Here is a 13,170-nt window from a genome sequence, read left to right as displayed (position 1 = left end):
GTGGCATGGACGAACACGTGGCTCCGATCGCAGTGGCACTGATCGACGATCAGCAGCTGGTCCGCGCAGGTTTTCGAATGGTCATCGACTCACAGCCGGATCTGTCGGTGGTTGTCGAGGCTTCGGACGGTCAGCAGGCGTTGACCGAGTTGGCCGCCCGTCACGTCGACGTTGTCCTGATGGATGTCCAGATGCCGAAGATGGACGGCATCGAGGCGACTCGTCGACTCCTGGCCGACCCCGATGCGCCGAAGGTCGTGGTGCTCACCACCTTCGACAACGACGAGTACGTGATGTCGGCCATCAGGGCGGGCGCCAGTGGATTCCTGCTCAAGGACGTGCCACCGGAGCAGTTGCTCGACGCCATCCGCACCGTGCACCGCGGGGACGCGGTGATCGAAGCCCGGGCCACTCGGCGCCTGCTACAGCACGTCGGTCCGCTCCTGGAAGGCTCGGCGCCCGAAGCGCAGTTGCCCGAAGAGTTGACACCGCGCGAGGTAGAGGTGCTCGAGGCCATGGCGTACGGGCTGTCCAATTCGGAGATCGCCGCGAAATTCCACGTCTCCGAGACGACAGTGAAAACCCATGTCGGACGGGTTCTTTCAAAGACCCATTCACGCGATCGTGTGCAGGCAGTCGTCTTCGCTTTCCAGATCGGACTTGTCCGGCGCGCGGATCTCCTCGGTACCGAGGGCTGACGAGCAGCTCTGTTCAGTCCTACCCCGGGATGACACCGGGCTTTCCAAGATCGCCCCGCGCTCCGACGCGGAGACCACTTGCGCTGCAATAACGTCGATTCCGTCATAGCGAGAAGCTTTACGGAGGGCAAAAGAATGCATGCGCACACCACGACGGAACCAGCCGAAGTGTCGGCGATCACTGCCCGCGGCGTCACCAAGGTGTACGGCACCGGTGAAACCACGGTGCACGCGCTCGGCGGAGTCGACGTGGACTTCGGGCGCGAGCGCTTCACCGCGATCATGGGCCCGTCCGGCTCCGGAAAGTCGACGCTCATGCACTGCCTTGCCGGACTCGACACGGTCTCGGGTGGGCAGGTTTTCCTGGGCGACACCGAGGTCACGAAACTCGGCGACACCGAACTCACCGAACTGCGGCGCGAGCGAATCGGGTTCGTCTTCCAGGCGTTCAACCTGCTACCGGTGCTCACTGCTCGGGAAAACATGCTGCTGCCGATGAAGTTGGCGGGCAGTGAACCCTCGCCCGAGTGGATGGACGAGGTGATCGGCAAGCTGGGCCTGTCGCAGCGTCTCGATCACCTGCCGCACGAATTGTCGGGCGGTCAGCAACAACGCGTAGCCGTCGCCCGCGCACTACTGCCGCAGCCCGACGTGATCTTTGCCGACGAGCCCACCGGCAACCTGGATTCCCGTTCCGGGACAGAGGTTCTGGGTCTCTTGCGCACCAGTGTCCGGGAGACCGGTCAGACCGTCGTCATGGTGACGCACGATCCGGTGGCGGCGTCGTACGCGGACCGCGTCGTGTTGATCGCAGACGGGCGCATTGCCGGCGAGATCGACGCTCCCACTGTCGACTCGGTGATCAGTGCCATGCGAGCCCTCGGTGCCGACGACCTGGCCGATGTTCCCGTAGCTTCGGGCGCACTGCGATGAAGGGTCTGGCGTTTGCCCAGGCGCGGGCGCATGCCGGGCGCTATGTGGCGTCGATACTTGCCGTGGTGATCGCGGTCGGATACATCGTCGCGACTTTGACATTGAGCTCGACGGTTGACGCGAGTGTGAGTAAATCACTTGCGTCGCAATACGAAACCACGGACGTTGTCGCCTCCGGTCCAGGCGTGACGGAAGCCTTGCTGAGCGCAGTGCCGGGTGTCTCGGCGGTGGCCGAGGACGTGTCGACGTACGTTCGTGTCGATTCCGAGGCGAAGGGTGCGTCCTACGGGGACGCGCTCTCGATCGCCGACAACCCCGAATTGCGTTGGGAGAAGCTGTCGGAGGGTTCGCTCCCTGTCGGTCTCGGTCAGGCGTTGGTGAGTGCGGACTCCGGTATACCGGTGGGTGCCCGAATCACTGTCACGGCACGGGATTCGACGGTAGGTGCCGCTGCGCCCACTGCGCAGGTTGTCGGACTGGTCGATCTCTCCGGTTCGGCGCAGCGCCTGGGCGGGATGAAAGTGTTCACCACTGCCGAGCAAGTGAGCGCTTGGGCCGGAGACAGCGCCGCACGTGAATTCCGCGTAGCCGGTGACGGCTCTCGCTCGCAGCAGCAGTTGGTGGATTCGGTTGAGAGCGCGTTGCCTGCGGACTCCACGGTGCTGACCGGCGAAGAAGCTACCGACAACGCGGCAGCGAAGTACATGGGCGGCACCAAGATCCTCAGCACGGTGCTGCTCGCCTTCGGCGCTATCGCCGTTGTTGTTGCCGCGCTGGTGATCGCCAATACGTTTGCCGTGCTCCTCGCGGCGCGCACTCAGGAACTCGCGTTGCTCCGGTGCGTCGGCGCCACGGCCAAGCAGGTTCGCCGGAGCATTCGCAGCGAAGCCGCGGCGGTCGGTGTGATCGCCTCGGTGATCGGCGTCGGGCTCGGTATCGGACTCGCCTGGGCGATCGGTCGCGTGGCCACGGCCGCGGATGTGCCGGTTCCACTTTCGTCACTCAGCGTCACCCCGGTGACCGTGCTGGTCGGCCTTGCAGTCGGCATCGTGATGACGATGCTCGCTGCATCTGCGCCCGGTCGCGCGGCAACGAGGCTGTCCCCGTTGGCAGCACTGCAGCCGATGGAGTCCAAGCCCGAGAGCGTTCAGGTATCGGTGGTCCGACGGGTTCTCGGCATAGTGATCCTGCTCGCGGGCATCGCGATGACCGTCCTGGGAGTGACGAATCAGCAGGTTCTGGCGGCGACCGCTGGTGGACTGTTCTCGTTCCTCGGGATTGCAGCCCTGTCCGGTCGAATCGTGCCTGCCCTGATCAATGCAGCCGGCGGAGTGTTGGCGAGGGTGATCGGTCCCGTGGGCAGCCTGGCAGCAGGCAACGCCGGCCGGAATCCACGCCGCACCTCGGCAACAGCCACGGCACTGCTGATCGGCGTCGCCTTGACGAGCACGCTCGTCGTGGGAATCGCGACGGTCAAGGAAGCTGCACCCGCGGCGATGGACAGCCAATTCCCCGTCGACGTGATGGTGAGCAGTTCCGGTTCGGCGCCCCTTCCGGCCGGTTTGGGGACCGACATCGCCGCCGTCAACGGGGTCGGCGCAGTGAGCGGTCTGGAAAAAGCCGAGCTGACGATCGACGGGCGCGGCTCGTTGGCCGGATTCGGTGTCGACGCTGCCCAGGTGAAAGATGTTCTGCGTACCGAGATCTCGGTACCTGCTGCCGGTCAACTGGTGCTCTCTCCGGCCGATCTGAGCGGATACAACCTCTCGGCGGGCGATACGGCAACGGTGCGCGGGGATCGCGGCGCCGTGAACGTCAGCGTGATCGAAGGGGTGAAAGGTCAACCAGCACTGCTGGATCGAGGAGATCTCGGTGCAGCGGCCTCCGCGCCCACCACCGATTCGTACTGGGTCAGGTTGGGCACGGACACTGACGAACAGGCTTTGGCCACCACCGACCGCATCACCGAACTCGCACGCCAGGAAGCCCCGGGGAGCGAAGTTCAGGGGATGACCGAAATGCGTTCGGCCCTCGATTCGATCCTCGACACCATGCTCATGGTGGTTGCCGGATTGCTGTCGGTAGCGGTGTTGATCGCCTTGATCGGCGTCGGAAACACCATGGCGTTGTCCGTTCTCGAACGGCGCCGCGAATCCGGACTGCTTCGCGCACTCGGACTGACCAGGAAGGGAATTCGAGCCATGTTGATCTGGGAAGCACTGCTGGTGGCAGGAGTTGCATCGGTGATCGGAGTGCTGTTCGGGATGGTGTTCGGCGTAGCCGGTACCGCTTCGGTGTTCGGGATCGAGGACGTCGCCCTCAGCGCAGTCCCGTGGGTGCAGTTGGTGGCCATCGTGTTGATCGGCGGAATCTGCGGCGTGATCGCGTCACTGCTCCCCGCTCGGCGGGCGGGATTGGTCTCGCCGGTGACAGCTCTCGCGAGCTGACACTCAGAACTGCTTCGTGACCTTTTCGGTGCCCACTCGGCGCGCGGTAGCTTCCGCGTCCGGGTGGGCCACTTGCACGAGTGAGGCGCCTGCAGCGAGAACTGCCAGAAGTCCGTCGATCAACTCGTCTGCCGTCTCCCACGTGCGGCTCGAGAGGACACGATCTGTCGATGCCAGTGCGGAGTTCTTCGCCGATTCCCGGGCCGCGTCGATCGTGTCCGCAACAGACCGGCCTTCCAGTGCCGAACCGGCTCCGGCGCTACGGAATTGGTCGCCGTGTACTCGAATGGAGGTCGCGTAGTCGGCAACACCGAGCGGAAGATCGCTCAGGCCCTTGCCGAACGCGTCGAGCGAGAGCGCGGCGACTTCGGGTACGTCCGCAACATCTTCCAGGCGGTCGACAGTGACAAAAGCGAGTTCGGCATCAGCGTCGGGGGAGAGGACCACCTCGCCGCCTGCCCACCACACACCCAACAGCACAGCGACGCTCTGCCAGTGCGCGGGAAGCAGCACGGCAACCTTGCCGCCGGGCTCGAGAGCGAACTCGTCTCGAACCATGTTCGCTGTCTTTGCCGCCCAGTTGGCCAGCGTGCTCGCAGACAATTCGATGCGCTCGCCGGTGGCGTCGTCGTAGTAGGTCACGCGAGGCCCGGCCGGGTCGGCAGTCAAGATCGGTCCGAGAAGGGCATCGGTCAGGTTGTCTACAGGCGAAGGCACCCGATCAGCTTACGCAGCGGTTCAGTTAACGCAGCGCGGGCCGTTGGAGGCTGCGTCGATCGGGGGACCGGGAGGGGCCGGGGTGGGGCTGGTCTCGGTGGTGCTCGCCGATTCAGTGGTGGTTGACGCCCCGCCGGACGGGGACACCGCGTCGGCGGACTGCGGTCCGCTGTAGTCCTCGGCGATGACAACACGAACCTTGCCGGAGGACAGTGACGAATCGGCCTTGACCGTCAGGCCGCCGAGTGCCTCGGCGACTGCGAGTGCAGCGTCGTCGTCCGCAGACTTTGCGAACACCGTGGATTCGGTGACGTCCGCTCCGGTGTTGTTGCCGACCTGACCCTGCTTGTACCCGAGGGCGCTCAAGGCCTCGGAGACCCCACTGGCCAATCCTGCGATGTCACTGGCGTTTGCGACGTCGACCGTGATCGAGGACGCATTCACCGTGGTCGGTGCCTCGGAGGTCTCGTCCGAGTCCTCGCTGTCGGCGCCGACCAATCCGGCGATGTACTTCTTGACGGCCTTGGGATCGACCTTGACGATGGACTCGCCGTAGTCCGTCATGCCGTTGATGTCGAGGACGGGAATCGTCTCGAACTGCACCTTGCCGCCGGCCAGATTCTGCAACTGCTTGGCGAATTCGATGATGTCCCAGTCGTCGTCGATCACGACGGAACGCTGGACAGCCGAGGTCAACTGACTGAGCTTGCTGGGGTCACTGAGGGTTTTTGCGCTGAGCACCTTGCTGACGAGAGAAGCCATGAACACCTGCTGGCGCACGATTCGGTCCAGGTCGCCGCGAGGAAGATCGTGTCGTTGTCGCACGAAGCTCAGCGCGTCGGCACCGTCGAGTGTCTGTTTCCCGGCTGCGAAGTTGGCCCCGGACATCGGTTCGTCGACCGGCGCGTTGAGGCAGACGTCGACTCCGCCCACTGCGTTGGTCAGCAGGACGAATCCGAGCAGACCGACTTCGGCGTAGTGATCGACGGTGATTCCGGTCAGATTCGCCACGGCTCCGATGAGCGCGGTCCGGCCGGCTTCCGTCGACTTCTTGTCGGCGTCGCTGTCGGACGACCCGTTGTTGACCAACTTCAGTCGCTCGGTTTCCTTGGTGGCACCGAACGCGGCGTTGATCTTCGACATACCGATACCGGGGACGTTGACGTACGCATCGCGGGGAATCGAGATCGCGGTCGCGGAACTTCCGTCGTTGGGGACGCGGATCAAGATGATGGTGTCGGTGTTGGACGCAACTTCCTCACCAGCGCGCAACGAGTCGAGTTCGCTTTGTGAGAGCGGGTTGCCGTGTGCGTCCGTGCGACTGTCGGTTCCCACCATCAGGATGTCGATGGCGCCGTCCTTGCCGCCACCGAGGCCGAGGCCGCTGGCAGTGGCAAGGCTGTTCCTCAACGAGTCCACACCCCGCCATGCGAACCCGGTGACCAGCAGTACGAGCACGGAGAGCACCGCGACCGCTATGCGAGCCGGGCTCGTCTTGGTCCGAATCGGCGCAGGTCGTGGACGCGCGCGGCGCTGCGGTTGCTGGTGGGACACCCCTTCAGGTTACTGGTCCGATGCTCGGCCGCGGGTACCTCGACGCGGCGTGCCAGACTGAACCGTGTGACGAATATCCTGCTCACCGGCGCCCGAGGGCAGCTCGGGACCCGTGTCGAAGCCCTCGCTACCTCGGCGGGTCTTCCCGTCACGGCCGTCGGATCCGACGAGCTGGACATCACCGACAGCCACGCCGTCGACGAATTCGTCTCGCCCGGTTCGGTGCTGATCAACTGCGCCGCGTACACGGCCGTCGACGCCGCCGAGACCGACCAGGAGGCAGCGAAGGCCGTCAACGAGATCGGACCGGGGAATCTCGCGCAAGCCTGTGCGCGGGTGGGTTCGCGATTGATCCACGTCTCGACCGACTACGTGTTTCCCGGCGACGCGAGCACACCGTACGACGTCGACGCAGCGACCGGTCCGGCGACGGTATACGGACGAACGAAACTGGCCGGCGAGGTAGCTGTCCGGGAGTCCGGGGCAGACGTGGCGGTTGTCCGTACCGCGTGGGTGTATTCCGGTGTCGGCTCGGATTTCGTCGCCACGATGCGAAGGCTCGAAGCCGAACGTGAATTCGTGAACGTCGTGGACGATCAGGTCGGGTCACCTACTTACAGCCTCGACCTGGCGGGCGGGATCGTCGAACTCGCGCTGCGGGACTTCACGGGTTCGTCGACATTCCACGTGACCAACGGTGGGCAGGCAAGTTGGTACGAGTTGGCACGCGCTGTGTTCGAGGAGATCGGCGCAGACCCGACGCGGGTGCGGCCGTGCAGCAGCGCGGACTTCGTGCGCCCCGCTCCCCGCCCGGCGTATTCGGTCTTGTCCGAGCGCGCGTGGGTTACCGCGGGAATGACGCCGCTGCGTCCGTGGCGAGAGGCTCTGCACGCCGCTCTGGCGTGAGCTTTGTTCGGGGCAGTGCCCGCGGACGGCTAGGCTGACCGGCGTGAGTCCCAAGCTGGCCGTGGTAACGGTGACCTACTCGCCAGGCGAGCATCTCGAGAATTTCTTGAGCACGCTCGCCGTGGCGACGACAGAAAAACCCCAGGTCATCATGGCCGACAACGGGTCGACCGATGGCGCCCCCGAGGCCGCTGATGCCAAGTACGAGCATGTCCGTCTGCTTCGAACCGGTGGAAACATCGGCTACGGCGGAGCGATAAATCGGGCAGTTGCGGAGATCGATTCGTCTATCGAATTTGTCGTGATTTCCAATCCAGACGTCCAATGGGCACCCGGTTCACTCGACGAATTGGTCGCCGCGGCAAATCGGTGGCCAAGGGCCGGTGCACTCGGGCCGAAGGTCCTCGAACCGGACGGCAGCGTCTATCCGTCGGCGCGAACCGTGCCCGACATCACCTCGGGCGTCGGGCACGCATTGCTCGGCACCGTGTGGCCGAAAAACCCGTGGACTGCTCGGTACCGTCAGGAGAACGAGGCCGTCACCGAGCGCGCAGTGGGCTGGCTTTCCGGCTCGTGCCTGCTGGTACGACGCGACGCCTTCGACTCCATCTCCGGGTTCGACTCGCGATACTTCATGTACATGGAGGACGTCGATTTCGGTGACCGCCTCGGAAAAGCCGGCTGGCTGAACGTCTTCGTCCCCTCGGCCGTCGTCACGCATGCCAAAGGCCATGCGGCAGGACGTCATCCGGAACTGATGTTGCCCGCTCATCATCGCAGCGCCTATCAGTTCCAGGCCGATCGCCATCCGCACTGGTGGCAGGCTCCGCTGCGACTCGCGTTGCGCGGTGGCCTGGCCGTGCGGTCCAAGATCGCCGTAGCTTCTGCTGTTCGCGAGCGCGCTCGCACCGACAACTCCACCGACAACCCATCAGTTTCGAACCACGGGGGAAAATGATGTCCGATCAGAATCCGACCGACGCCGTAATCCTGGTAGGCGGCAAGGGCACTCGGCTGCGTCCGCTGACGTTGTCTGCGCCCAAGCCGATGCTTCCGACCGCCGGCTTGCCGTTCTTGACACACCTGCTCGCCCGGATCGAGGCGGCCGGTATCAAGCACGTGGTGCTCGGAACGTCCTTCAAGGCAGAGGTATTCGAGGATTACTTCGGCGACGGCTCCAAGATGGGCCTCGAGATCGACTACGTTTTCGAGACCGAACCGCTGGGCACCGGCGGCGGAATTCGCAACGTGCTCCCGAAGTTGCGCGGCGACAACGTCATGGTGTTCAACGGTGACGTGCTCGGTGGCACAGACCTGAACGGCATTCTCGAGACCCACGAGAAGACGGACGCCGACGTGACCCTGCATCTGGTTCGCGTGGGAGACCCGCGTGCATTCGGTTGTGTTCCGACCGACGAGGACGGACGAGTCTCGGCATTCCTGGAGAAGACCCAGGATCCGCCGACGGATCAGATCAACGCCGGCTGCTACGTCTTCAAGCGCGAGATCATCGAGCAGATCCCCGAGGGACGACCGGTGTCGGTCGAGCGCGAGGTGTTCCCGAATCTCCTCGCCGAGGGCAAGCGGGTGTTCGGCCACGTCGACTCGTCGTACTGGCGTGACATGGGAACCCCCGAGGACTTCGTCCGCGGTTCCGCCGACCTGGTGCGAGGTATCGCGCCCTCACCCGCTCTCGAGGGTCCGCGCGGCGAGTCGTTGGTGCACCCCGGAGCCGGAATCGCACCCGGGGCCGTCCTGATCGGCGGCACGGTTGTCGGTCGAGGCGCAGAAGTCGGCGCAGGTGCGCGTCTCGACGGTGCGATTCTCTTCGACGGCGCCGTAGTGGAAGCCGGTGCGGTGGTCGAGCGATCGATCCTCGGATTCGGCGTCCGTATCGGACCCCGAGCGCTGGTCCGCGACGCCGTCATCGGTGACGGCGCGGACATCGGTGCGCGGTGCGAATTGTTGCGCGGCGCACGCGTGTGGCCGGGGGTGACGCTGCCGGACGGTGGCGTGCGCTTCAGCACAGATGTGTGATCGTTAGCTGACCTACTGGAATACTGGCGGGTATGACTTCTCTTCCGAGCCGTTACGTTGCCCTCGGTGACTCGTTCACCGAGGGCGTCGGCGACGCCGACGAACGATTCCCCAACGGTCTGCGCGGGTGGGCAGACCGAGTGGCCGAGCAGTTGGCGGTGAACAACCCCGAGTTCCGCTACGCCAACCTGGCGATTCGTGGTCGCCTGCTCGGACCGATCATCGACGAGCAGGTGGAACCGGCTCTGGCGTTGAAGCCCGATCTGGTGACCATCTACGCCGGCGGAAACGACATGATGCGTCCCAAGCTCGACATCGACGCGGTCGTCGCCCGCTACGATTCGGCAATCGGCCAGCTCACGGCTTCCGGCGCGCGGGTTCTCATGTTCACCGCGTACGACACCGGATGGTCCGCCTTCTTCGGCAAGCTCCGCGGACGCTTGGCGATCTACAACGAGCTTGTTCGCGAGGTCGCGGACCGTCACGGCGCGACCCTCGTCGACTTCTGGCGATTCTCCGAGTATCAGGACCTGCGGATGTGGGACTGGGACCGACTGCACATGTCGCCCGCCGGGCACGAGAACATGGCGATGCGGGTGCTCGACGTCCTGGGCGTCGAACACGGTTTGATCCCACCAGATCTGGGGCCGGCGCCGGTTCTCACCAAAGCCGAAACTCGCCGCGAGGATCGTCAATGGGCGCGAGAGTTCTTGGTGCCGTGGGTAGCTCGGCGAGTGAAGGGAACGTCTTCGGGCGACGGCGTGAGTGCCAAGCAACCCGAACTGTCTCCGTTTCAGTCCTGATTCTTGCGCTGATGTGCGAGCGCGACCAGGTGGTCGATGGTCTCGCGTTCGGCAGTCGGCGGCAGCGCGTCCACCGGCCACCATCGGAGGTCGGTGGACTCCGCGCTCCGGACGATATGCGAATTGTCCGGTGCCACAACAAGAAACCGTAGATCGAGATGGCGAGTCGGAACCCCGAGCGAGCACGTGATCGGATGTGTGTGGGCGGAGAGTAGGTCCGCGTCTATCCGAACGTCGTGGATACCTGACTCTTCGCGAGCTTCACGCAAGGCCGCATCGACCACCGTCTCGTCGTCGGGCTCACAATGACCGCCGAGCTGAATCCACCTGCCCACCTTGGGATGCAGGGTCAACAGGACGTGGCAGCCACTCTCGTCGAGAACCAGAGACGATGCGGTGATGTGTCCCGGTGCATGGCGACGAAGGCATCCGTCCGGAGCCGAATCGAGGAACGCGAGCATCGTGTGCCGCAGTGACTCGTCCGCTTCGGAGGATGTCGCCCAGTCCTCCAGAACGCCCTTGGCCGAGGCGTGCAGCGATTCGGCTGACATGACTTACAGCTCCACCAACGCGTCCCCGGGGGCGGAGACGGTGCGCGGAGTCAGGGGCTCGAGTGGGTGCCCGATTGCGACCGCGCCGAGTGGCTGCCAGTCCGCCGGGAGATCGAGCTGGTCACGTACGAGGTCGGCGGCGAAGATGGTCGAGCCGATCCAGCAGCTTCCCACGCCGCGTGTGGCCAGCGAGACCAGCAGGCCCTGTACTGCCGCGCCGGCGGCAACCGTGAACATCGTGGACTCCGAGGCGGTACGTCGGGCATCCGGATAACTGTGTGCGCCGTCGGGCACGCAGAAGGGAATGACGACCTCGGGGGCGTCGAACAGGATGTTTCCGCGTGCAACCCTGGCGTCGACGGATTCGTCACTGCGACCGTCGGCGCGAAGATCGGCGGCCCACTGCTCACGCATCTTCGCGAGGAGAGCCGTGCGGACGGACTCGTTACGCAGCCACACGAATCGAACCGGTCTCGTGTGGTGTGGTGCGGGAGCGGTCAGTGCCTCGGCGATCGAGCTGCGAATGATCTCCGCGTCGACGGGGTCAGCTGCGAACTGCCGAACCGACCGACGCAGCAGCAGTGCCTGGCCGCGGCCCATCACCGTGGCCTCCTCGGTGCCCAGCCAGAACAGATCGTCCGGGCCGCGGCGGATCAGATCCTGGCCGCTGGAACCGTCGTCCTCGAACCGAAGCCCGCGAACAACGGCGACGGGAACGCCGCCCAGCTTGCCCTTGACCAGATCGCCGGCAGCGGCGATCTCGTCCGCGATCGCGATCTCGGTGACGATCAGGTCATTGCCCTGGCTGTCCTGTGCTCCGAGATAGCCGTGCAAGACCGCAATGCCGGACGAACCGATTGCGGCGTCGGTCTGCCCGTTGCGCCACGCACGACCCATCGTGTCGGTGACGACGACGGCGACGGACTTGCCCGTGCTCTCGAGGATCCGGGCGCGCAGACCCGCAGCGCTTGCATCGGGATCCACGGGGAGCAGAGCCAACTCGGCACCGTCGACGTTGGAGCCGTCGATGCCCGATGCGGCCTGCACGATCCCGAGTTTGTTCTCGGTGATCAGAGTGCGGCCCTTGCGCGCCACGACGCGGACGGCTTCCTGATCCACCAGGAGGCGCCGTGCTGCGTCGCGCTCTTCCGGATCGGTCGGCGAGGAAACGATGCGACCCTCGACTTTGGAGAACACCTTGCTCGTGACGACAACGACGTCGCCGTTCTCGATCCACGGCGTCGCGTCGACGACAGCGGCGGCCAAGTCGTCTCCGGGCCGGAACTCGGGAAGGCCGAGCACGGGAATGATTTCGATTGCGGCGCCGGGGGAGTGATCTCTGTCCTGGTTTGCTCGAGCTCCGGGTTCGGTCACAGTTCGACTCCGGCGATCTCGAAAGCAGTTCGAACCATTTTTGCGGTCTCTTCGGGGGACGTCATCAAAAGTGGGATGCTTCGCACGTCCACCCCGTCGATGTCGGCCGTGTCACCTTCGTCGACGAGCCAGCCGTCGAGAATGCCGTTGATCGAACGGGCTCCGTAGTGGCGGCCGATCGCCTCGGAAGTCGTGTCGACCCCGATTACGTCGAGGCACTCGTCAGCCATGCCGCGCAACGGTTTTCCGCCGATGACGGGGGAGAGCCCGACAACCTTCGCTGCAGTGGTTCGCAGGGCTCCGCGAATTCCGGGCACCGCGAGGATCGCGCCGACGCTCACGACGGGATTGGACGGTGCGATCAGCACGATGTCGGCACCGTCGATCGCCTCGACCACCCCTGGCGCGGGCTTGGCCTGCTCGGCGCCGACGTGAGCGAAGCTGTGGGTTTCCACCTGTGCTCGATGGCGTACCCACCACTCCTGGAAATGAATCGCCTTCTGCTCACCGTCTTCCGGATCGGTGATCACGACGTGTGTTTCGCTGCGGTCGTCGCTCACGGGAAGCAGTGCGACACCTGGATTCCAGCGATTGCACAACGCTTCGGTGATCGCGGACAACGGATATCCCGTTCGGAGCATCTGGCTGCGAATCAAATGTGTTGCGATATCGCGATCTCCGAGACCGAACCAGTCCGGCTTCGCTCCGTATGCCGCGAGTTCTTCTTTCGCATTCCAGGTTTCGCCGGCGTGCCCCCACCCGCGTTCGGTGTCGATACCGCCGCCGAGTGTGTACATACAAGTGTCCAGATCGGGGCAGATACGCAGACCGTGCATCCAGACGTCGTCCCCGACGTTGACGACGGCCGTGATGCGATGTGGGCCTTCGTATTTCTCGAGGGATTCACCACCGACGATTCCGAGCGCATTTTGCACACCTTGAAGGAAACGGGCCCCGCCGACGCCGCCAACCAATACAGTCACGTTCACGACAACAGAGCCTAGGCGGTCGGCGCGTCGTCGTGTCTGGCGGGCAGAAGGTCCCGTCAATTGGGGGCCGGAATACTAATGGATTCATCTCGTTTAGCTTGACCGCGACACGCTGGACGTGTGTAATCTCAAATGTGTCATTCCAACCGCTACTTGTGAGT

General features: G+C 64.6%; 12 protein-coding genes. 7 read left to right on the top strand and 5 right to left on the bottom strand.

The features are described from left to right. The first annotated feature begins 5 nt into the window (after positions 1-5). The 3 genes from ACFQ6Y_RS19735 to ACFQ6Y_RS19725 all read left to right on the top strand — a co-directional run bounded on the left by ACFQ6Y_RS19735 (position 6) and on the right by ACFQ6Y_RS19725 (position 4,078). Entirely contained in the window at positions 6-698 is a 693-nt protein-coding gene (locus tag ACFQ6Y_RS19735; protein WP_003940960.1) for a response regulator transcription factor, read from the top strand. A gap of 135 nt (positions 699-833) precedes the next feature. After that, positions 834-1,631: an ABC transporter ATP-binding protein gene (locus ACFQ6Y_RS19730; RefSeq protein ID WP_378636156.1), complete on the top strand. Its 798-nt coding sequence runs from the start codon at positions 834-836 to the stop codon at positions 1,629-1,631. After that, complete coding sequence (locus ACFQ6Y_RS19725; protein WP_378636152.1) at positions 1,628-4,078, top strand: ABC transporter permease; 2,451 nt, start codon at positions 1,628-1,630, stop codon at positions 4,076-4,078. The genes ACFQ6Y_RS19730 and ACFQ6Y_RS19725 overlap by 4 nt, the downstream gene beginning before the upstream one ends. Before the next feature lie 3 nt (positions 4,079-4,081). Here the strand turns inward: ACFQ6Y_RS19725 and ACFQ6Y_RS19720 are convergent, their stop codons facing one another. Further along, positions 4,082-4,795, bottom strand: coding sequence for a TIGR03089 family protein (locus ACFQ6Y_RS19720; protein ID WP_378636135.1), 714 nt, complete (start codon positions 4,793-4,795; stop codon positions 4,082-4,084). A 21-nt stretch (positions 4,796-4,816) separates the two neighbouring features. Beyond that, a complete protein-coding gene (locus ACFQ6Y_RS19715) occupies positions 4,817-6,301 on the bottom strand; it encodes an LCP family protein (RefSeq protein WP_378636775.1) in 1,485 nt (494 codons plus the stop codon). A 114-nt stretch (positions 6,302-6,415) separates the two neighbouring features. Here ACFQ6Y_RS19715 and rfbD point away from each other — a divergent pair, with 114 nt between their 5' ends. The 4 genes from rfbD to ACFQ6Y_RS19695 are packed head-to-tail and all read left to right on the top strand — an operon-like array spanning position 6,416 to position 10,095. Beyond that, complete coding sequence (gene rfbD / locus ACFQ6Y_RS19710) at positions 6,416-7,255, top strand: dTDP-4-dehydrorhamnose reductase (RefSeq protein ID WP_378636130.1); 840 nt, start codon at positions 6,416-6,418, stop codon at positions 7,253-7,255. A gap of 43 nt (positions 7,256-7,298) precedes the next feature. Further along, positions 7,299-8,213 carry a glycosyltransferase family 2 protein gene (locus tag ACFQ6Y_RS19705; RefSeq protein WP_378534079.1) on the top strand — a complete coding sequence of 305 codons (915 nt, stop codon included), beginning with the start codon at positions 7,299-7,301 and terminating at the stop codon, positions 8,211-8,213. After that, on the top strand, positions 8,210-9,292 hold the full coding sequence (locus ACFQ6Y_RS19700) for a sugar phosphate nucleotidyltransferase (RefSeq protein ID WP_378374021.1): 1,083 nt from the start codon (positions 8,210-8,212) through the stop codon (positions 9,290-9,292). Before ACFQ6Y_RS19705 ends, ACFQ6Y_RS19700 begins: the two co-directional genes overlap by 4 nt. 32 nt (positions 9,293-9,324) lie before the next feature. Beyond that, entirely contained in the window at positions 9,325-10,095 is a 771-nt protein-coding gene (locus tag ACFQ6Y_RS19695) for an SGNH/GDSL hydrolase family protein (RefSeq protein WP_378534078.1), read from the top strand. Here ACFQ6Y_RS19695 and ACFQ6Y_RS19690 read toward each other — a convergent pair. Genes ACFQ6Y_RS19690 through cofD form a run of 3 tightly spaced genes read right to left on the bottom strand, consistent with a single transcriptional unit; the run spans position 10,086 to position 13,009 of the window. Then, complete coding sequence (locus ACFQ6Y_RS19690) at positions 10,086-10,646, bottom strand: NUDIX domain-containing protein (RefSeq protein ID WP_317553315.1); 561 nt, start codon at positions 10,644-10,646, stop codon at positions 10,086-10,088. The two genes, ACFQ6Y_RS19695 and ACFQ6Y_RS19690, sit on opposite strands and share 10 nt — an antisense overlap. Positions 10,647-10,649: 3 nt before the next feature. Next, positions 10,650-12,020, bottom strand: a complete 1,371-nt coding sequence (locus ACFQ6Y_RS19685) for a coenzyme F420-0:L-glutamate ligase (RefSeq protein WP_378636111.1) — start codon at positions 12,018-12,020, stop codon at positions 10,650-10,652. Continuing rightward, on the bottom strand, positions 12,017-13,009 hold the full coding sequence (gene cofD / locus ACFQ6Y_RS19680; RefSeq protein ID WP_378447627.1) for a 2-phospho-L-lactate transferase: 993 nt from the start codon (positions 13,007-13,009) through the stop codon (positions 12,017-12,019). Before cofD ends, ACFQ6Y_RS19685 begins: the two co-directional genes overlap by 4 nt. Between the last annotated feature and the right edge of the window lie 161 nt (positions 13,010-13,170).

This window comes from Rhodococcus sp. NPDC056516, from assembly GCF_042794655.1.
Taxonomy (GTDB): Bacteria; Actinomycetota; Actinomycetes; order Mycobacteriales; family Mycobacteriaceae; genus Rhodococcus_F.
Note: the sequence above shows the minus strand (reverse complement) of the source record. Positions and strands in the feature narration are given on the sequence as shown.

Bases quoted from the DNA above. Each gene is read 5' to 3' on its own strand.
- ACFQ6Y_RS19730 (WP_378636156.1), top strand. From the start codon at position 834: ATGCATGCGCACACCACGACGGAACCAGCCGAAGTGTCGGCGATCACT.
- ACFQ6Y_RS19690 (WP_317553315.1), bottom strand. From the start codon at position 10,646: ATGTCAGCCGAATCGCTGCACGCCTCGGCCAAGGGCGTTCTGGAGGAC.
- ACFQ6Y_RS19700 (WP_378374021.1), top strand. From the start codon at position 8,210: ATGATGTCCGATCAGAATCCGACCGACGCCGTAATCCTGGTAGGCGGC.
- ACFQ6Y_RS19725 (WP_378636152.1), top strand. From the start codon at position 1,628: ATGAAGGGTCTGGCGTTTGCCCAGGCGCGGGCGCATGCCGGGCGCTAT.
- ACFQ6Y_RS19735 (WP_003940960.1), top strand. From the start codon at position 6: ATGGACGAACACGTGGCTCCGATCGCAGTGGCACTGATCGACGATCAG.
- ACFQ6Y_RS19695 (WP_378534078.1), top strand. From the start codon at position 9,325: ATGACTTCTCTTCCGAGCCGTTACGTTGCCCTCGGTGACTCGTTCACC.